15 protein-coding genes and 2 pseudogenes are annotated in these 19,998 nt (G+C 36.4%); 8 read left to right on the plus strand and 9 right to left on the minus strand.

Annotated features, from left to right (window positions below):
- Positions 1-198: 198 nt before the first annotated feature.
- From FTU40_RS15270 to FTU40_RS12790, 4 genes and pseudogenes are all read left to right on the plus strand, one after another.
- Positions 199-951: pseudogene (locus FTU40_RS15270) on the plus strand (IS3 family transposase); the annotation flags it as partial.
- A gap of 914 nt (positions 952-1,865) precedes the next feature.
- The gene (locus FTU40_RS12780) at positions 1,866-3,755 is read left to right on the plus strand and encodes a DEAD/DEAH box helicase family protein (protein WP_100355859.1); all 1,890 of its coding nucleotides are present in this window, start codon (positions 1,866-1,868) and stop codon (positions 3,753-3,755) included.
- A gap of 865 nt (positions 3,756-4,620) precedes the next feature.
- Positions 4,621-5,235, plus strand: coding sequence for an AAA family ATPase (locus tag FTU40_RS12785; protein WP_100355858.1), 615 nt, complete (start codon positions 4,621-4,623; stop codon positions 5,233-5,235).
- The gene (locus FTU40_RS12790) at positions 5,235-5,672 is read left to right on the plus strand and encodes a hypothetical protein (protein WP_100355857.1); all 438 of its coding nucleotides are present in this window, start codon (positions 5,235-5,237) and stop codon (positions 5,670-5,672) included. Before FTU40_RS12785 ends, FTU40_RS12790 begins: the two co-directional genes overlap by 1 nt.
- Positions 5,673-6,383: 711 nt before the next feature.
- Here FTU40_RS12790 and FTU40_RS12795 read toward each other — a convergent pair.
- The 5 genes from FTU40_RS12795 to FTU40_RS12815 form a co-directional block, all read right to left on the minus strand.
- Positions 6,384-7,649, minus strand: a complete 1,266-nt coding sequence (locus FTU40_RS12795) for a type II toxin-antitoxin system HipA family toxin (protein ID WP_000934717.1) — start codon at positions 7,647-7,649, stop codon at positions 6,384-6,386.
- On the minus strand, positions 7,649-7,954 hold the full coding sequence (locus tag FTU40_RS12800; protein ID WP_000366814.1) for a helix-turn-helix domain-containing protein: 306 nt from the start codon (positions 7,952-7,954) through the stop codon (positions 7,649-7,651). The genes FTU40_RS12795 and FTU40_RS12800 overlap by 1 nt, the downstream gene beginning before the upstream one ends.
- A gap of 920 nt (positions 7,955-8,874) precedes the next feature.
- Positions 8,875-9,132: a hypothetical protein gene (locus FTU40_RS12805; protein WP_004726728.1), complete on the minus strand. Its 258-nt coding sequence runs from the start codon at positions 9,130-9,132 to the stop codon at positions 8,875-8,877.
- A 349-nt stretch (positions 9,133-9,481) separates the two neighbouring features.
- Positions 9,482-10,078 (minus strand): putative adenosine monophosphate-protein transferase Fic, encoded by a 597-nt coding sequence (locus FTU40_RS12810; protein ID WP_159138897.1) that lies wholly within the window; start codon positions 10,076-10,078, stop codon positions 9,482-9,484.
- 12 nt (positions 10,079-10,090) lie between these two features.
- Positions 10,091-10,258 carry a YhfG family protein gene (locus tag FTU40_RS12815; protein WP_002125865.1) on the minus strand — a complete coding sequence of 56 codons (168 nt, stop codon included), beginning with the start codon at positions 10,256-10,258 and terminating at the stop codon, positions 10,091-10,093.
- 274 nt (positions 10,259-10,532) lie between these two features.
- On the opposite strand from FTU40_RS12815, the gene FTU40_RS12820 reads away from it, so the two are divergent.
- Genes FTU40_RS12820 through FTU40_RS15390 form a run of 4 tightly spaced genes read left to right on the plus strand, consistent with a single transcriptional unit; the run spans position 10,533 to position 16,722 of the window.
- A complete protein-coding gene (locus FTU40_RS12820; RefSeq protein WP_000911011.1) occupies positions 10,533-10,997 on the plus strand; it encodes a hypothetical protein in 465 nt (154 codons plus the stop codon).
- 12 nt (positions 10,998-11,009) lie between these two features.
- Positions 11,010-13,349, plus strand: coding sequence for a hypothetical protein (locus FTU40_RS12825; protein ID WP_002058482.1), 2,340 nt, complete (start codon positions 11,010-11,012; stop codon positions 13,347-13,349).
- A 4-nt stretch (positions 13,350-13,353) separates the two neighbouring features.
- Positions 13,354-16,554, plus strand: a complete 3,201-nt coding sequence (locus FTU40_RS12830; RefSeq protein ID WP_002046149.1) for a site-specific integrase — start codon at positions 13,354-13,356, stop codon at positions 16,552-16,554.
- Between the two features lie 60 nt (positions 16,555-16,614).
- Positions 16,615-16,722, plus strand: coding sequence for a hypothetical protein (locus FTU40_RS15390; RefSeq protein ID WP_372551473.1), 108 nt, complete (start codon positions 16,615-16,617; stop codon positions 16,720-16,722).
- A gap of 144 nt (positions 16,723-16,866) precedes the next feature.
- On the opposite strand, the gene FTU40_RS12835 is transcribed toward FTU40_RS15390, so the two are convergent.
- From FTU40_RS12835 to FTU40_RS12850, 4 genes and pseudogenes are all read right to left on the minus strand, one after another.
- Positions 16,867-17,085 carry a hypothetical protein gene (locus FTU40_RS12835; RefSeq protein WP_000550047.1) on the minus strand — a complete coding sequence of 73 codons (219 nt, stop codon included), beginning with the start codon at positions 17,083-17,085 and terminating at the stop codon, positions 16,867-16,869.
- A gap of 4 nt (positions 17,086-17,089) precedes the next feature.
- A pseudogene (locus FTU40_RS12840) lies at positions 17,090-18,384 on the minus strand (Y-family DNA polymerase).
- A 14-nt stretch (positions 18,385-18,398) separates the two neighbouring features.
- Positions 18,399-19,025, minus strand: coding sequence for a LexA family transcriptional regulator (locus FTU40_RS12845; RefSeq protein WP_000038641.1), 627 nt, complete (start codon positions 19,023-19,025; stop codon positions 18,399-18,401).
- Between the two features lie 111 nt (positions 19,026-19,136).
- On the minus strand, positions 19,137-19,778 hold the full coding sequence (locus FTU40_RS12850; protein ID WP_005245165.1) for an SOS response-associated peptidase: 642 nt from the start codon (positions 19,776-19,778) through the stop codon (positions 19,137-19,139).
- Between the last annotated feature and the right edge of the window lie 220 nt (positions 19,779-19,998).

A 19,998-nucleotide genomic window follows, 5' to 3' on the forward strand; every position in this document is an offset into this window, starting at 1 on the left:
GGTATATCAAGTCATGGAGAATAAAGTTGTTGTTCTGGTCCTAGATGTTGATAGACGAGGTAGGGTCTATAAAGGCATGCAATCAAATTGGCTCACGGCTTTTGGTTGTTGAGCTTTTTGAGTAGGTGATTGCTTATATTTTATCGTTTGTTTTTGCTGTTTTAATAGCTGTATCAATAGCCGTATTGGAAGGGACATATTAAAAAAGGCCGCGGTGTACTTCGCAAGCCAGTCCAAATGAGGTACGCCTTTATTCAGGACAATCAGCAAATATAGCCGATCCGTTGTTTATGTTCAACTCTGGATGTTCATCACAGTGATTATTACGCATGGTTAAAGGTTAAAGCAACCAACCAGTAAAACTGCCAAGAAACGGCAACAACTCTTTGGGTAATTCTGGCTAGAATCTGGCTATCGCAAGATTCACTGTGATTTGAAAGATGTTGGTGAGAGTTACGGGATCAATCAGGTCTATCGGTTGATGAAAGCTAATTGTCTTAAATCATAGCGGGGTTATCGTAAACCTAGATCTCATGCTGGTAATACCGCTGTCGTTGCTGCAAACACTTTAGACCGACAATTTATCCAATTCATCCCAACCAACTGTGGGTGACTGAAATCACTTATATCCGTACGCATGAAGGCTGGTTATATCTTGCGGTGGTGATTGATTTATTTTCGCGTCTTGTGGTTGGCTGGTCGATGAAATCCAGAATCACCACAGACCTGCTTTTAAATGCATTATTGATGGCTTTGTGGCGAAGAAACCCAAAGAACAAAGTCCTGATTCATTCTGACCAAGGCAGTCAATACACCAGCCATGGGTGGCAGACATTTCTCAAGCATCATAATCTTGAAAGCAGTATGAGTCGGCGTGGAAACTGCCATTATAATGCTGTTACCGAGAGTTTCTTTCAGTTGTTAAAGCGAGAGAGGATCAAGATGGATATATGTGTCTAGAATTTTGGTGGCTATTCAGTCCAATAGAATAAAGACATGTTTTTAAACTGTTACCTCTATTTCTACAAAATTAATAAATGATTTTTTATGTTCCTTAGAACATGAATATAAATGAGAAAGGGTAGAGTTTTATAGATGGTTAATGAGTTCTAAGGCTCGTCAGAGCTTTAGAAGGAATGTTAATTAATTTTTATAATTCTTCTTTTAAGATAAAAATTTTTAACTAATTGATTACTATTATATTTATATCTAACTCAAGACAAGCTTTTGTCTTAGGACTATGTTTTACTATTTTAAAAGAACTCTTTGAATTTATAACTGTTGATAACTGCCTAAGCTCTTACACAATTTATTGTATAATATAAAGGGCTGTGGGAAAAAAAGTGTAAAGTATTTCTTGTAAACAATTGTTTTTATAGTAAATGTATATTTAATTTTCATTTCTAAAAAAAGTGTAAAATAATTATCTAATCAATCAAATCTTATTAGCTCGAAACTTTGCGAGCGTATAGCTAAATGCGCTAGCATTTTGATATACCGAGTAATAGTTTGAGCAAACAAACGACTGAACCAGTTTACTATAGAATGAGAGTAACAGAGTGCGTTAGTTGATCTCAAGACAAAATGCTATGTCCAAGAGAAACCCTTACACTTTTCTATCTTAGATAAGGGGGGTATGCTTAAAAAAGTGTATAGTTTGATTTTACACTTTTTTATATTGAAATATTATCAATCAAATACTTAAAAAGAGTAAACAATGGACTTGTGTGAAATAAAGTGTTGACATTGATTTATAATTTTGATACTGTTAATCACATAGGATAGAGGATTATCCCTCACTACTTCATATCCTGACAACATATAAATGACACTAAAAATTAAGACCTATTTAGGTAATCCGATAAATGAATTTACAAGATTTAGTAATAAATAATGCAGTAAAAATAGAGCAAGATGCTCAAGCAAATACAATAACAATTATAGCTAGTGATAGCTCCGAAAAACTTTCAAATCTAATTAAGGATTTTCCAGACAACTGTTATGTAAATAAACAAATTACAGGTTGTGGTGGTACAACATTAGTTATCCGTAATGCAAAAAATTATGTAGTTCTCGTTCCTTACATTAACCTACTTAAATCCAAATTAGCAGACAACCAAGGAATTGTTGATTTAATTGGCGTGTATGGTGATACCGAGAGAGAAGAAATAACAGAATATTTAAAAGACACTTCAAGTTCTAGAAAAATTGTTTGTACTTTTGACTCATTACCAAAACTCCTAACAACACCAGGCTTCAATCCAAAAGCATTTAAATTACTGATTGATGAAGCACATACACTTGTGAATTTAGGTAGTTTCAAAGCAGCTACTTGTGAATATGTACTTCAAAACTATAACAAGTTTGGTTCGTACGTTTTCTTAACAGCGACACCAACAAAACGTGAATATTTTCCTTCAGCACTCGAACATTTACCACTATGTACAATCGAGTGGGGTGATGTTAGACCGGTTAAATTTAACCTTCAAAAAATTGAACATGGCGTAGGTGTAAACAATGCTTTGTTTGGATTGTGCTATGATTATTTGATGGGAACAATTGAAGGCAATGCTCATATCTTCTATAACTCAGTGACAGAAATTGCATCTATCCTAAGTAAGTTGAAAGCCTTAGTTGATAAGGAAACAGGTAAGAATCTGTTTAATCCTGACGATATTAGAGTTGTATGTTCAAAATCAAATTCAAACCAAAAAACATTTAATAGTAAGCTTGGCTTGAAATGGGCAAAGATCAGTGACATCACTTCAGCCCCTGCAAAGATCAATCTGTATACTTCAACTGCTTTTGAAGGTGCAGACATCTTCGATGAAGAAGGACAAACCTACATCATCATTAATGGACTCCGTGATGCTACAAAAGTAGATTTCCATGTACTTGTACCTCAAATTTGTGGTCGTATTCGAAACACAAAATATAATGAACACATTAATCTATTAGTTGGAAATCTACCTGAAGCTGCAAGTTGTACAAAAGAAGAATGGATGCAGGAAGTTCAGAAACGTATCCAAGACAGCGAAGACGTTTTGAATGATATCAAAGAAGGTAAAATGTCAGATGCAGGACGTGAACAATTAAGAAAAGCTGCTGAAGATGACAAGTACACATTCAAAGATGAAAAAGGTGAACTGTATGTTTCAGACGTTGCATTGAAAGCTGAATTACAGGCATACGAAGCACTAGAAGCAACTTATGTGGTACGTGTTGTTGCAGGTGCTGAAGTTAATGAAGATGGATATTCTGCCTCATTTAGAGCTTTACTGACTGATGAAACAAAACATAAAGCATTCGCTCATAAACCTGAAGGTGTAGCTAAATTTTTATCAGGTCATAGCCAGTGCTTTTATGAAACGATGAAAGAATATTGTGAAGCAAGAGATGCAGATAATTCTAAAATTTATAAATTGGTTGATGCAAAGGATGACTATTTCAAAACTGCTTATGATGTTTTGACGCACGACACGATTAGAAAATTTGAATATAGAAAGTTACCAATTGAAAGAGCATTAAAGATTCAAGATGCACAGAAGGATAATGCAACTGAAATTCCGACTTTACTTAATTTGAAAAAGGATGAAGTTATTCTTCGTTCAGATATAAAAGTTCGTATTCAAGATGTTTATAATGAACTTAATATACCTGACAAAGCAAAAGCTACTGATATTGAAAAATGGTATAAAGTTAAAGATACTAGATTAAATACAAAGCCTGCTTTTAAAATAGTTAAAATGTTGTAATTAGAATAACTAAATACAAGTTTTTACATCATTTAATACCTCTAACAATACAGCTATTAAATGAACATCCAAGAGATTGTAGATTTAGTTCAATTAAGTCATGACATTGTTAAGATTTCCTCTATAGAAAGCATATTCATCACCTGCTGCAGTCCAATACGCTGTCAGGGTTTACCCTGGATCAGCCCTGTAATTTTCTAGGCTGAGTGCTACAGTTTCACTCTGGTGGATAAAGCTCAATGGAACTTGTCCTATTCCAATCGTCTGGCACAAAGCCAGACCACCAGGACTTTCATGCGATGGCCATGCTTATTACAGAATAGATAAGCGCAATGTGGTTTGATGTAGCCAAAGGCTCTCATCACCTATGCCATTGCAGTATCCATATCCGCATGCATGTCCATGGGCTGGAGAACGCTTGATTTCATCAATACAGATCATTTAATTATACTAGAGTAATATTTGATATTCAAAAGACTAAGCTATCTAGAGCATCTGCTGCAGTAGAATCCTAATGTGAGCAACAGTCTCTTGATTGCTGGCGGCGGTTCAGTTCTTCTTTTACTGGGGGCAAATGCAGCACTTTTAATAATGGAAACTATGGACGGTATTGAATAGCTAGAAAAAGCGGTGGTTCACCGGATGCTTACAGTTTGAAACGTACCATAAATTAATATTAAAACCAGATATATAAAAAGATATCAACCCGTATAGTTTAGTGCTTTAGAATCTGTATCACCCCCAGTTTAATGCGGCACATCACATCTATAACCTGTTACAAAATAAACAAATATTATTCTTGTAGACTTATATTAATCCTTTATACAATAGAGCTATTGTTACATCTATTTAGGTAGAAGAAGAAATGATAATTACCATTGCCAATCGTAAAGGTGGAGTAGGTAAGACAACACTGGCTACAAACCTTGCTGTAGCCTTGAGTAAGAAGGGGTCTATAGTCCTAGTTGATGCTGATGATCAACAGTCAGCTCTTAAATGGTCTAAGCGTAGAACTCAAAATCCTGTTTATACTGAATACCATACTGGTGATTTAAAGAAGATCCTTTTAGATCTTCAAAAGAAATATGACTATGTTTTATTAGACGTAGCTGGGCGTGACAGTGAAGAATTTAGATCTGCTCTTCAAGTCAGTGATAAGTTAATTGTTCCAACACAACCAAGCCAAGCCGATGTTGAAGTCCTTCCATTTGTATTGAAATTATTTAATACCTATCACAAGGTCAATGAAAAGCTTCAACCATATCTGGTTGTTAATAAAGCTCCATCAAATACAAGATCTACTGAAGTTGCAGATTCAATCGAACTGCTAGGAACACTTCCTAAATTCAAGTTATTAAACACCATTATCCGTGATCGTAAACAATTCCGTGATGCAACGATTCAAGGCTTGTCTGTAATGGAAATGGGTAGCTCTAAGGCTAGAGATGAATTTAATGATTTCTTGGTGGAGATCCTATAATGGTTAAAAATAAGAGTAAACCATCTTTAGGTTTTGGTGATGATCTTGAGGAAATTTTAGAGAATCCTGAAGCGACTGTAGATGATGCTAATGGTCAAGAAGTCGAATACACACGTAATTTAATGTACAAGATTATTCTCACTCCACACACCCAAGATGTGAAGAAACGCTTTCGTAAAGAGCACGGACGTTTAGCATCTGTACCTTTGTATTATGAGGAAGAGAAAGTTCTAAAAGAAGCAGCCGGATTCGTTGGTGAGTCTTTGAATGATTTTATTCGTGATGTAATTCTGAAAGAAGCAAAACGTGTTTTAGGTGCTGAAAAATATAACTTAACACTGGGTAAACCATTTAACCAAACTAAGGTTAAATTGAGTGAAGAGGAGCATCAAAAATTGAGTGAACAGCGCAAGGCTGAACGTAAGAAAAATAAATAATAAAAGTCCATCTCCTAACTTTATCTAACAATATATTAATTCATATAATATTTTCTAATTTCTTTGGTGTGTTCTGCCACTGAAAATTATTTGATTAGTGTACAAAATAGCTAACACAAACTAGCTGTAGTTTCGTAATAACACTAAATATAAAAAAAATGGAAGAATAATTTACTAAGTTATTGTTTTTAAGTTGATCCTTGTTTTATATGGGGGTGATAATAACTTCTGATTACTAGTTTTTACCTTAAATATACCGATTGAAAGATTCATTTAAAGGCTATGAATACATGAGTTTTACAGTTTGGCTAGGTCAGCATGAGTACTTTTCACAAGATTTAAGATCGACCATGAACGTGATTAAGTTATAGGGGATTGATGAAATAGTTTTTATGAATTTCTGGCTTTCTGGGCTGATTTTATCAAATTCATGTCTATGCAAAATTGCGACATATTTCTCGTGCTGGTAGTTATCCAGAGTTTGGTCTGCATCTATCCATAGTGCAGACCTTTTTTTGGTGACAGTTTTTTCTTAGTGATTTTCGATCTGGATGTAGTGATTTCACGTTTGCAGAATATATCTTAGCGGTGATCCATCTAATATTCGTGATTATAAAGAGAGCTAATTCACAGGTTCTACAGATTATGTAGCGACTAACTATATCAAAGTCTATTTGCAGTTGATGGTTGGCGCTTAGTTTATATTTACGCTTAGGTTTCAGTTAAAAAATCAATATTCTGTTGAATCCGTGATTGAATCATCTGTAGGGTAGATTCTCGAATTTGATGGGGATACAGGCGCTGCGCAATTTGACTAAATTGAAGTGCAATTTCACGCATGGTCAAGATGATCTCATCGACTTCTAGAGTAGTCAGATTAGCTTCTGAAGTACCGAGTTTATGTATGTCATTTCGGGAAATATTGAGCGCTTCTCCCATAATGTCCATTTGATGATAACCACCTGGACCCTCGCAGAAGGTCACATCATAGGCTGGAGCCAATTTCCATTGACCATTTTTCTCCATGAGAAATGAAAAGTTCTTAGTATGGTCATCCCGATTATTGAAAAGCACATTAAACACAGCACGTTTAAAAGCATGCAATCTTTCTCGTACATCTTGCGTACACATCAAGGTTGCCCGGAGAAAATTGCGATAGTCTAGGCTACCTGGAACTTTATAGTCTGCTCCTGTATATGCAGCCAAACTCTGCATTGGAATCCGCATACCATTTTGACGATCGAATCGTTTAGAAGCAAAAGCCGTTAAACCATTGGGCAAATTAAAGAAATGGGTATCTGGAGTCTCAATTGCACAAAGTCGCAAACATTCTGCATAGACGGCTTCAATGGCGCAGACTTCAGGATGCTCTTGCTGAGCAGGAAACTTAATCAGCCAGGCTTCATGTTGATCAGAATCTTGAGTCGAAAACTCTAAATTGACAGGATCTCGGTAAACCAACGCTTTTGGTCTGGCACCTTGAGGGGAGCCACCCATGACCAATAAATGCTGTAGAAATTCACCACCTTCACCTTTGAGTACTTCTTGAACTTCCTGGGCCAGTTGTTGTAAAGGGATATTTTCTGAGGTTTGCATGTCAGCAACACAAGGTTCAAAGGAGAGGGCACCCATTGCGTGACTACTAATATAGGTCAGACGCTCCAAAGGTCCAATTCGTGCTGAATTTAAGCCAATTTTTTTGAAATATCGATCCATCAACATCATGCCCCAACCATCTGGTAAAGCGTCATAGACTGGACCTGGGAGTCCCATTTGATGAGTAGGAAAACCTTGTCTGAATGGTAGACCTTTTAAAGGCAGCAAGTAAGAAGAGAGCTCAACACCTTGCTGTATTGCTTCTGGACTATATTCAAAAGCAATGGTGGGTCTACCTGTCGTGGCTGTTGAACTAATCAGCGTTCCCCATAACCATGATTCGCCCCAACCGTTGTAATAAACATTAAGTCTATTGAGCATTATCCCTTCCTCTTAATACGGTGGCGCTTACTTTGACTCTCATAGCGAAGAATGTCATTCACACTGTTAAGCTGAGGTTTAAATAGTTCCTGAAGTTCGTTTAATCGACCCAAGACCATTGCAATACGGACTAAATTTTCAACAGATACATTTCGTCCCGCTTCAAGATTCGAAACTGTATTCACGCCGACACCAGCGCGTGCTGCTACCTCAGCTTGAGACATCTCCAGAAAGAGTCGTTGCTTACGTAAACGCTCACCTAAAAGAGTCACAACTTCTTCTGGTTTAGTGAAATATAAATCCATTAAATTGGGTCTTAAGAATGAATAATTTAATTAAATCACAAAATAATGGAATTAATCTATAGCTATAGTGTGGCTAAGGAGGGCTTTGTTGCACAGCACATCAGAAGGGTAGGTATAGTCCTTGGGTATCGGTTACAGAAAATCATCAGGATGTACTTTGACTGATTGTTGATACGGAGATTTCAGTATTTTCATTTTTCCTAATAGGTCACATTACTTAGAAAGGGTTCTTCGAAAATTAGTTCATACTTTAAAAATCCTATAAATATTGAGGATATTTTCTTAATGCTTTCAATATAGCATGCGGCTATATGTAACTCGAACGGGCTTAATCTGCCTTTCAGTATAAATTTTTTGGGCGTGAGAGGGGAGAGGTGTGAGGGCAAGCAATTTATATCGTGGATACTTCTAAATTACTTATGTAATAGAAGGTGGTAAACATGGATTTAGAGGTAATAACACTAAATATAAAAAAATTGGAAGAATAATTTATTAAATTATTGTTTTTATGTGGTTATTGGTGATGTTATGAATAATAATAACTTTTTTCTTGATGAATTTTACCTAAAAAAATTGATCAGATAATTTTCTTTAAATGTCATGCATACATAAATTTGACAGTTTGAAGGGATCGGTATGTGCATTTTTCACAAGGTTAAAGATCGACCATAAATGTGATAAACGGCAGAGGATCATTGAAAAATGAATGGATTTAAACACTACATGTATGCACGAAAAAAAGTATCGCTGCGGTTCTGCTGACAGGCTGTATTGAGCATTGAATGCAAATGATGTAGTAATTGTCTACAGGCTATAGGACCAGCATGAAGAAGAATGAAATGTAGTTGCCAATTTATAACCTTGGTTGAAAAGCATAGCATTGTTATTCGGAGAAGTGAGGTAAGCCATCCTTCTCTTATTCATTTAAAATGATTCTTACTCAACTGATCTCGACTCATGGGCTGGTTCCAATTAGACGGATAATAACTTCCATCCCCTATCTTTTTCTTACCACATTTCTTGCATTTAATCCCTTCTTTGGAGATTTGATTCAGCATCACTGTTGTCGGTTGAATCAAATCAATGACATAGTTCGTTGGTTCAGGAAAAGCAGAAGAGGCTGCTTTATTGCAAAAGAGAACATTCGGATCAAATGGATTGGATTGCACAAAAGCCATGATACAGCCACAGAGTAATTCACCTGCATGTAATCTGTAACATCCATTCAGGTCATCAGACGAAGATTAATCTGAAATTTAAGCACTAAACGCCATAAATCTATGTATGGGCAGACTTTTTTGAGACATATGTTGATAAACATGCGGCAAGTTACATTGCTTAAAAGTCTATCTAAGTTAACGATCTATTCAATTCTGGATAAGTAATCTGAATATTACGATCCTAAATTACCCGAAGAGTATTAAGATTTCTAAGAATCGTGATTGTTGGTTTATTTGGGAAATTAATCAGTGGATTGAAGCAAAGATGATGGCTCATTAAGGATTGTGGGCTTCGACTACTTAAATTTTAGGTATTTTGAATAAAGCATATTTCAAAAATCTTAATTAATGGATTTAAATTACCATAAAAACCTTCAATATTGGCTTGAATCCATTGTTGTTGAGAGTCAATGCGAGACCAATCAATACCATAACCACAATGAGCAATCAGATGCTCAAAGAAAATCCGTTGTGTACGTCCATTACCTTCACGGAATGGGTGTATGACATTAAGCTCACAATACAAGTCGGCAAGTTGAGGAATCAGTTGTTGTGCTGCTAAGCCTTGAAAGTATTTTTTTTCTTGAAGCGGTTTGAGTAGTTTATTGGTTTCAATTTCAATACGGGAAAAATTACAAAAACGGGTGTCACCTTTGGAAATATCGATTTGTCTTAACTTTCCTGCCCAGTCGTATAAGTCGCCAAAGAGCTGCGCATGAATTGATTTTAAGTATTGTAAGTCGTAAGGTGGTTCAGCATATTCAATTAAGTTACTTGCCAATCCAGACAGTTCTAGTTCAGCTTGTTCTAAAATTTGTTCATCATGAATATTGAGTTTGTTCTTTAGGATATTTGTGCCAGGGTAACAATACAGGCTGTCACCCATTTCCCCATATTTATCCATACATGCACCTGACTAAGTTTCGGGTTGCGAATACTTCTTATATTTTTGCAAGATTTCAGCTTTACTTTGTTGAGTTGTTTGAGCTGTCGTTGTAATGCCTTCAAGCTTTAGGCTGGCTTGATAGTTTTGCGCACGTGTCGCTTGAATATATTTTTTTTTCTGTTCAGTGGTTCTGAGCATTTCGAAACTCCATTGATGCTACACGTGAAGTAAGTATAGCAGAGAATCTTTTTGATCAATGCTGCATACACAGCATTTCAAAATGTAATACAACGGTATTGTTTCATGTAATAACAGAAAACTAAAAAAAAGTGGAAGAATTTTTAAAATTTAGACCACCCATGATAAGTAAACCATATGTATTTGTTGATAATTGTAATTTTGAGAAAATTTAGTTGATAAATTAAATGAATTTTAATATACAAAGATATGCTCATTTTTTATATCGATAAAAATGTTAAAATTTGACTATTTAGTAAAAAATATAGAGATATTTATGGGGCAATTTATCATGCCCTTTTGCTTTGAGCGACAAAATGTTCAATTTAAGATAGTAAAAATTAACTCAGAACTACTGAAAATCAAAAAGATTAAACAGAGCCAGAAAGTAGTAGTACAAGCAAAGTTCAAAATAATCTATGTGAAAATTTGGCAAAAAATATTGCTATTAATGCAAACGGAGCCATGCTTACGTGTACATTCTAATTATGTTGCAATCTTACAGTTGATACATAATCTTGATGATTTTATCGAAAAATCACAGCAACACTTGTGCTTTGAGAGAAAAGCTCAGAAAGAGCTGGATGCTAAATTTTTTGCTAGATTTTTTAAGCTGACAAAGAGTTCAATAAAAGATCAACTTTTACCAAATTGTTCAGATCGTAATGAATTTAACCAATGCAATTTGATAAAAAATTAAGCGAAAGCGAATATGCCAAAGATTGAAACAGAAGAGCAATTCTTAGATTTAGCAGAAAAATTCCAAAAAGATTATTGTTTATTACGCAATCATGTTGTGAATACACAATTTGTCGATCTATCAGATGATTTACGTGAAAAAGCCCATGCTCTATATAAGGAAGCACAACAGATATATGGCTATATATCTAGTTCTAGACAATTAGGTAAATATTATTATCTAGCTTCTTTAAGTTATTTTGCATGCCCGACTACTAGTAATACTCAAGAGCTGTCGTCTGAACGTTATTTGATTCTACAAGCGAGTTTTTTAACATATCGGCAGTATCAAGAATTTGCAAAAATTGATAAAGCTGAGAATAAGCAAAAACATGTTTGTGATCTCTTTCGCTATGTATCACGATATGTTCTGGATTCTAATCATGCTGAATTATTTCAAGAATGCAGTGAGCTACTAAATCGCTATGTCATGTACGAACGTAACTTGAAAAAGGAGGATCGTAATCAACTTTTTAATATTAAAGATTTCAAACAAGTACAAGCCATAGAGTATTTATCGGCTCTATTAATAATTTTTAAAAGACTTGATGATCGTCGTGTTGTTCATCGTCAGCGTAAGTCAAAAAAAAGTAAAGTTTTGCAATGGCCGACGAAAAATGAACTCAAAAAATTTCGTGAAATTAAAACGGGTAAGCAAGTAGATATTGGACATAACGCAAAGATCAGTATTTATGATGCCGCTCTTCACAAAGATGAAGAGGGTGAAGTTGATCTATTAGATCCTGAAATGGAGTTTTATTCAGAAGATGAAAAGTCTAAAAATTTAAATTATATACTCAGCGATAATGCGACGCATCTAATGCGGCATCGCCAGCGCCGTCATGCTCCTTTTGTTACAAATCCACATTATTTGGCGCCAGATATACTGAAGCAAATTGTTTATGTGTTGAGAACCGAGTTATCCGGGCACTGGAGGGATGCTGCAATCGCTGCAGCATGTTTATTGTCACTTTTGACGGGATTATCACCCGTCGCACTGATGGATTTTAACGAGCTTATTCAAGATGGAATTTTGATCCAGAATGGTTCAAGTAGACGTCGCGAATATTTACTCAAATTAAATCTTAAAATTACAGAGCAGAAGATTAAGAGCTTAAATCATGTGCGGTGGAATGAAGTGATGACACATCAACTACATTTACCTTCTGCTTGGTTTGACTATATAGAACAAGCATCGAATCCACTAATTTCATCAACACACATTAATACGAAACTTAAGAATTGGCTTGATAATCGGTTTGTAGGTTCGATCACTGTAGAAAAACTGCAGGCTCAATTATATTTTCATATATATTATGAAACATATAATGAATATCTTGCTCATGTAATTGCTGGGCGGGATAGTCAGCATCACATGCCTGGTATCTATTATGGCGGGCTACCGAAAACTCAACTCAGTAGCACATATCTAGCCTTTTTAGAAAAAGCACTTACACCACATTCCACACATTTTACTGAAGACACGGCTGAACTAAAAATATTGCAACAACAATTCAAAGTACAATCTGCATTATCTATAGGAAGGATAGGGAGCCAACTGGCACTTGAACCCAATTTTGTGAAAGAGCAATTCCATATTTTACATAGACATTGTCACGAAAACATCCAAGAAGATAAGCACATTATTAATCAACTTAATGCATATGCGTGTTGGATGTGGCATATCAGTTTGTTGAGTTTGGCAAGTCGGCCTAAAAAAAACCTGTTGGGGAATTTGGATGATTATTGTGTTGAGCTCAAGCTTTTATATGTGAATGATAAAAAAAATAGTAAAGCAAGAAAAGATGGTCGTTTTATCCCTTTATCTGATTTTTTCATAAAAACACTGCAAAATTACACTGCCTTTTTAGAACAAATTATTGAAGCGTACGGTTCATTTTTTAGACAAGTCTTTGCAAAGAAGAAGATAACTGTAAATGATCTTTTTGGTAAGGTCATTTTTAGTAAAGATATCTTGCCGATAACTGTCAAAGAATGGCAGAGCAGGAAAATTAAGTTAATCCCTTTATCGAGAAAATGGGTGAATTCATATATGCAAGGAGTCTTTCCAAAGAATATGTATTCGAATTGGTTACGTCATTTTGACATGAACTTTTTGATGCATGAGCAGCAAGAGGGTAAACCAGCATTAGCTTTTCACTTAATTCAGGCCCTGTATGGTCATGACCAACGTGACCGAGAGGCTTTTCATCCGCATTCTTCACTTATCCCGAATGTCTATGTACAGCAAGCCCGCCAGCAATTGCAAGATAATGTCAAATCTTTATCGATTAAACACTTAGAGCGAAAATAGTTGTATGCAAAAAATCAAAGAACTAATAAAACCACAACTAGATGATCTATTTGTTGATATTCATAAAATGGTGAAAAAGTCGCTAGATAGACAGCCTTCTCCACCTGAAGTATTGACGAAAGAAATGCAGCAAAAACTTGATCAGCAGATCGCTGAAAAATGGCATGACATTAAAGATAGTGTTGATTGTTTGAGTCAAAAGTTGAGCCGAGACGAACAATCAAAACTGATGCAATTTACTGAAGATGAATTTAATAAAAGAAGGAAGCAATTCAACCAGAATGTAGATAAAAAATCATACAGAATTAAGCTAAATCCACATACTAAACGGATCGTACTGCCTAGAAAAATTGAGAGTACAGAGTCACGGTTAGAACAGGGGCATCTACATATCCATGTACTTAAGGAATTAAGGCAGTATTGGCAAGATTCATTTGAATATTGGAATGAACCAAAGTACTTATGGGGAAATTTATGCTTAAGTTTTATATATATTTCAGGCTGTGCAGATGAACAGCATTTGATTGCTATTCAGAAGCAATTGCAGGAGGCCATTGAGCTTGGTACAGATCTGAATTGTTTTCGGTTATACCATTCGGACTACAAAAAAATCACTAATCCATTGTTACTACATTATCGTGTTGAAAACTCTCAATATGGCAACGATGTAGAACAGGGAAAGTTGTACCAATGGAAACATGTTTTTTTTAACCCATATGCGCAGTTCATTTTGCAATATTTAAAAAAGTTGAAAGCTACTCAGAAAGAATTTTGTCTGCAACATTCAGTTGAAGATTGTATTTTAGAAAGCTTGAGTAAGATAGGCAGGAAAAAAAGTCTTGGGGATCTGCAATATCAAATTAAACGCCGTGGATTTCGTGCATTTAATGATGTGCAAATGGTACTCGAATTTAATCCAAACCTCAGCATAGATATATTTTTGAGTAATGTGCTTCAGCAAGAGATTAATACTGTTGCTTTAAGGCCATCCGAATTTAGATTGCTGTGGAATAATGATTACAATCAAGTCACAGAACCAGATAATCGCCCTATTCATTTTGAACAAGAGCAGTTACTTCCTGAAGTTCCGACTGTTCAAAGCAAATTACAAACGATTCCGTATGAGTTGATGTTGTTTGGTCAAAAGAAACGTAAAGGTCAAAAAGTTGAGCGTTTAGATAAAAAGAGGAATAAAGAAGAACGCACGCTACGTTTTTGGCAAGAAACTAGAAGGGTGTTAGAGGAGAAGATAGTTGATGCTAATACGGAGGAAAAGTCTTTAATTGATGCTCAACTACGCTTAATTCACTGGTTAATGCATTTAAAAAAACGAGGGCTTCAATTATCAACTATTGAAAGCTACTTAGGATCGTTTGGCAAAGAATTTATATTTGAGATTTGGCTCAATAAATTAGATTTAAAGCAACAATCCATAGATGACTATGAGGATTTATATCGGCAGCTATTGAAATACAGCAGTGAACGTGATGAAAAAGCAGTTCAACGAGATTCGGTGAAAGGAAAAACCTCTCGTAAGATGCACCAAAGCGCAGAATACCGTTTTGGTCGCCTAAAAGATTTTCATCAATTCTGTATAGAGAATTATGATGCTCCAGGGGTATTGGTGTTACAGAATTCAAGTTTTAAGCATTTACAAATTTGCAATGCACGGCTAGTGAGTCCTTTGCTATTTGGCAAATTATTGGAAAAACTAGAAAATTTAAGTCAAGAGCCAACGGCATCAGAGTGGGTCGATCATCTGAGTTGTTTAAAGCTGATGTATTTACTAAGTTATAGAACTGGACTTCGATTAAATGAAGTTCGTTGTCTTAAAATACAAGATATTATTTGCCCAGAGCTACTTTATAAAGAAAAAGAAAATACAGTTTTTAATAATATCACGCTTCATATCCAAGACAATTCATATCGCCGTCTGAAAACGCGAAGTGCGAATCGTCAAATACCATTGAAAATTGCATTGTCAGAACATGAGTTTTTAGTAGTACAACGTTACATACAACATCGTTATGAGCAATATTTGGTTAATCAGCAGGATGATCTACTTTTTAGTGTGAATCATCGTGTATTAACTGATCAATGTATCAGCAAAATTACAGTAGATTTGTTTAGTCAAATATTAGGTATGCATCATGGCTTTAGTTTTCATACATTACGCCACAGTGCTGCTAACTATCTAGCAATAACTTTGCTCGGTTCAAAAGAAATGATCAAGACCTACACAGATTGTCCTTGGGTAAAAGCAAAAAAGATGAGGGATTTATTGTTTGGTATGAAAGCACGTGCTCAAGAAGAGATTATTCAACATAAATGGCAGGTGCTCGCCTCTTGGATGGGGCATAGCAGTATTGAGCAAACGGCTTCAAATTACCTTCATGTTTTGGATTTATTAGCAGTCGATCGAATTTATAATTCGCCGTGTATCATTTCAAAAAAAGTATTAGAACAGTGTTTTAGTCCAGTGAAGTCAAGTACAGACTACATAAACCTAAATCGTTATACTCAGCAGCAGAAATGGTTTAATTCTTATCAGCAAACACAGCCAGTTACGATGGCTGGCCGACAAGAAAAGAAGTTTAGTATAGAGAAGAGTACTCTGACACCTTTTCAACGTTTGATAAGTTTTAGAGAAGGTCGTTTAAGCGAAGATACCCAAGCTCAAGAATGGATGCAACGATGTCAATGGATGAGCACTAAATGGATGGATCGCCAAAAATTTAATTTAAAAACGAATTATGTTTATAGTAAGAATTTAGAAGAGAGTTGGTTTGATGAACTTTACGAAAAGGCTAAAAAACTGACTCGTCCAGATGAAATAATTCCTCTCCTTGATTTTCATTATAAAGATGATAGGCAGCAAGATGCACTGAAAGAAAAGAACATGGTTAAGGCGCTTAAAATATTATTATTATTTGGAAAACTGCGTAAGAATTTTCTACATTTTCAATGCCGAATGAAAGGTGATGAGCAACAAATTGTTAATTTTATTACTGGTATAGAGCCAATGTTAGGAGATCATCTGTATTTAGAAAAACAAAACTACCCAGTTAATTTGGATGCTCCTGAGCGAACCGTTAAATTTAGTTTTCAAAGAGTTGTCGGCTCTAACAAAAAAAATGTTACTCCGCTGGTTATATTTAATTTAATGTTAAAAATGATGCAAAAAGATGAACTCTGGATCAAATAGCCTAAGCATGTTAAAGGGGAATTGTTTAGAAATTTCCCTGTTTATAAGTAAACTGCCTTTATGAAAAGCACCATGCTGACTTGGATTAATAAGCGGAATGTAGTATCACAGTTTGATCGCTGGATTTACGAAAATGGTGTGAAGATTAGCGGTATGGTAAATCGATGAGCTAAAGTGTTGTAGTCCAAACTCGATCTGACAATTACCCATTTTTTAGTGTGCCCGTCAGGTTAAATTTGAACTGAATTTTTCTCAGCCCAAATTCATTTCCAATCAAGTTATGTTTCAAGTGGCGTGCGAACACTGCACAATTTAATTCACGGTGCCTAAGACAGGTATCAACTTCGGACCAGCCATTCTAGCTTTGCTAATGATTTCCACCAGCTCATCATAAGTCAGTTCAAACTTATCCTCACTATCAAATACATAGACCATATTCTTGCCTTCATGTTCAGGTGGAGTAGGTGGTACAAATCGTTTCGGGATAAGAATTTGTGCGAGTTGTTCGTCAGTTAATTTAAATAAGTGCATGTTTTTATCCTACTCTTGGTAAGTCAGACCATTTGGTTAAATACGAAGGTGATCTAAGGTTTTGATTCATGTGCCATGTGGCTTCTTTATTGTTGGCAATGCCTAGCGTGACGAGATTCTTCCCAAACCGTTCACTGATGGCTTCGACGGCATCTGAAAGCCTTTCTCGCTCTTGCTTATGTGAATAGTCCGTGAATAGATCGGGCACAAACTTGGATTGATCTGTAATTTCGAGCAGCACGATTCCCGCCTTTTTATACTTAAAGCCTTTCTTAAATATCTGATCGATGCCTTTCATCGCGGCCTTGGTGATGAGCAGTAGATCATCCGTATGCTCATGCATTTGAACGACGATGTAAGGCGAGTAGCGCTCTGTATTATCAAAGCGACTGGTTTGGATATACACGCCGATCATCTTGCAGATTGAGCCATCTTCCCGCATTCGTTTCACGGCTCTGGCCACATAAAGCCGAACCGAAGCTTTAATGTCATCCATTTCATACACTGGGTTGCCATATGAACGGCTGCTGATGATTTGCTTCTTCGCTACAGTATCATCACTAAGGTCAATACAAGAAAGGCCCTGTAGCTCAAGCACCGTCTTTTCCATCACGATACTAAACTGCTTTTTGATTTCTTTAGGATTGGCATTGATCAGATCCAGCACAGATTGAACACCCATAGTATTGAGCTTCTTACAGTTCTGTCTGCCTACGCCCCAAACCTCAGACACATCAACCTGCGCGAGTAGCGTTTCTGTAGAGCATGGGTCCATATGGGCCAGATTACAGACCCCATTGAAGAACTTGTTTTTCTTGGCGAGATGATTGGCAATCTTGGCTTCGGTTTTAGAGCGACCAATTCCAATACAGCAGGGTAGGCCTAACCAACGCCAAGCCTTAGCCCTCATGTCTTGAGCATATACAGTCAGGTCAAATAGATGCTCGTAAGCTGTGAGCTTCAGAAAGCATTCATCAATGGAATAGACCTTGTATCTCCTGGTGCAACATAGTCCCCAGGCAGCTCCATAAAGCGCTTGGACATTTCGCCATATAAGGAGAAATTACTGGATAGCACCTGAATGTTATGTTGTTTGATCAGCTCTTTAATTTGGAATACAGGAACACCCATCTTGATGCCTAAGTCTTTCGCTTCCTGGCTTCTGGCCACGGCACAGCCGTCATTGTTGCTGAGCACAATGGTTGGGCGATCATTCAAGGCAGGATTAAACACACGCTCACACGAGACGTAGCAATTATTCACGTCGACTAACGCGAATATTTCATTTTCACTTTGCATGGTTATTCTTCTTTTTATGAGCGGTGATAAATACGCTTTAAATTAAAAGTCACCACACCCCAGATTGATATGGTCTGACTATCATCAGGAATGATGTGATTGTAATTCGAATTTTCAGCCTTCAACCAAAGTTCTGGAAGCGGATAATCTTCATCTCCAAATATTTCTTTGATTTCAGACTTGGACATCTTATTGGTGATCATCAGCCGCTTAATGGTCGAGGCATTGTCATCAATCAGGGCAACCACGATATCGTAATGCTTGGCTTCAATACTGCGATCAATAATGATTGGATCATTAATCTCTAGGCCAGCATCGAGCATGGATTCACTGTCTACATAGGCAATAAAAGTAGAAATAGGGTTGTGAATCAGGAACTCATTCAGATCGAGTGCTTTGTCTTGCTCATCCTTGGTGCTGAAGGCCGGACCTGCAGGAATACGCTCTAAAGAGACGGGAATAGATACTTTGGATTTGGGTAGGACAGCAGTAAGCCCTAATTTTTCAACAAGCTCATTTTGAACAGCGATTTGTTCAAGCACGGTGTTGATGGTAGGACTTGGTTTACCCTCTGGACCCATGAGCTCTTGTAAAGATGACCATGCGTCGTCAGAGAAGTAAATAGGCAACTTCTTAGACATGAGATACTCCTACGCTACGAGGCGTGTTTGGAAGTAGAATTTGTTTAAATAGGATATTACTAACAGCGTTTAAAATTCAAATTTAAAAAGTTGTGGATAAACAAGGATGCGTCAGAATAAGACGTTTTGTTTCTGCTCATCGCGTGGAAATGTGACGAATTCATCGGGCATTTGAAAGAAATATTCATGCGCATGTTCATGATCGGCTGTTAGCCAGTCTTTTCTGTACTGTTCTGGAATAACGATGATGGATCGCTTCTCATCCTTCGGTGCATGGAATTGTTTCATAAAAGGGTGATGGTCCGAATTGATGGTCAACATTGAAAAGGAACGTACCTTATTGCCATTAATCACTGCATCATCATAGATCCCTGCAACAGTAAAAGGCTGATCATCTTTACGCTTGATGGTGTACCAGTGTGGCTTGTCATTGATGTATTTCGGCTCATAAAATTCTTGTACTGGGACTAGGCAGAACTTGCTGTACTTCCAAGCATGTCGAAAGCTAGGCTTATCTGCTACAGACTCAGTTCTGGCGTTATAAGTATGACTGCTGAACTTCAATTCTTTCGCCCAGCTCGGTAGTAATCCAAACTTTGCAATATCAAGCTCTAAGTGATCTGAGCCGTTCAGAATGATTGGAGCATGATAGGAAGGGAATACATGATCCTTAAGCTCAAGATCAAACTGGCTTGTATCGACACCTAAGAGTGTCAAATTTCTTTTATTTGGAAATAGGTAATTTGAGCACATAGCCTGATCACATAACTAAAGAATTTATCTGAAATTGTATACGATGCTTTATGGAACACATGGGATTTATGGTGTCAGTTCAAGTAGGCTATATGAAAAAAGTCATGATGGGGCAAGTTACATTTTCAGTTAAAGTATGACTTATGGGATGCAAAACTACGTTGGGCGTGAAGTCATAAAAAAATTAATCAGGATTTTGCATAAATAGTGCGCCGTAAGG

It is taken from the genome of Acinetobacter sp. YH12100 (assembly GCF_013419135.1).
Lineage (GTDB): Bacteria > Pseudomonadota > Gammaproteobacteria > Pseudomonadales > Moraxellaceae > Acinetobacter > Acinetobacter pseudolwoffii.

Bases quoted from the DNA above. Each gene is read 5' to 3' on its own strand.
- FTU40_RS15390 (WP_372551473.1), top strand. From the start codon at position 16,615: ATGAAAAGCACCATGCTGACTTGGATTAATAAGCGGAATGTAGTATCA.
- FTU40_RS12805 (WP_004726728.1), bottom strand. From the start codon at position 9,132: ATGGCTTTTGTGCAATCCAATCCATTTGATCCGAATGTTCTCTTTTGC.
- FTU40_RS12810 (WP_159138897.1), bottom strand. From the start codon at position 10,078: ATGGATAAATATGGGGAAATGGGTGACAGCCTGTATTGTTACCCTGGC.
- FTU40_RS12825 (WP_002058482.1), top strand. From the start codon at position 11,010: ATGCCAAAGATTGAAACAGAAGAGCAATTCTTAGATTTAGCAGAAAAA.
- FTU40_RS12785 (WP_100355858.1), top strand. From the start codon at position 4,621: ATGATAATTACCATTGCCAATCGTAAAGGTGGAGTAGGTAAGACAACA.
- FTU40_RS12815 (WP_002125865.1), bottom strand. From the start codon at position 10,258: ATGCTCAGAACCACTGAACAGAAAAAAAAATATATTCAAGCGACACGT.
- FTU40_RS12850 (WP_005245165.1), bottom strand. From the start codon at position 19,778: ATGTGCTCAAATTACCTATTTCCAAATAAAAGAAATTTGACACTCTTA.
- FTU40_RS12835 (WP_000550047.1), bottom strand. From the start codon at position 17,085: ATGCACTTATTTAAATTAACTGACGAACAACTCGCACAAATTCTTATC.
- FTU40_RS12845 (WP_000038641.1), bottom strand. From the start codon at position 19,025: ATGTCTAAGAAGTTGCCTATTTACTTCTCTGACGACGCATGGTCATCT.
- FTU40_RS12830 (WP_002046149.1), top strand. From the start codon at position 13,354: ATGCAAAAAATCAAAGAACTAATAAAACCACAACTAGATGATCTATTT.
- FTU40_RS12795 (WP_000934717.1), bottom strand. From the start codon at position 7,649: ATGCTCAATAGACTTAATGTTTATTACAACGGTTGGGGCGAATCATGG.
- FTU40_RS12780 (WP_100355859.1), top strand. From the start codon at position 1,866: ATGAATTTACAAGATTTAGTAATAAATAATGCAGTAAAAATAGAGCAA.
- FTU40_RS12820 (WP_000911011.1), top strand. From the start codon at position 10,533: ATGTTAAAATTTGACTATTTAGTAAAAAATATAGAGATATTTATGGGG.
- FTU40_RS12790 (WP_100355857.1), top strand. From the start codon at position 5,235: ATGGTTAAAAATAAGAGTAAACCATCTTTAGGTTTTGGTGATGATCTT.
- FTU40_RS12800 (WP_000366814.1), bottom strand. From the start codon at position 7,954: ATGGATTTATATTTCACTAAACCAGAAGAAGTTGTGACTCTTTTAGGT.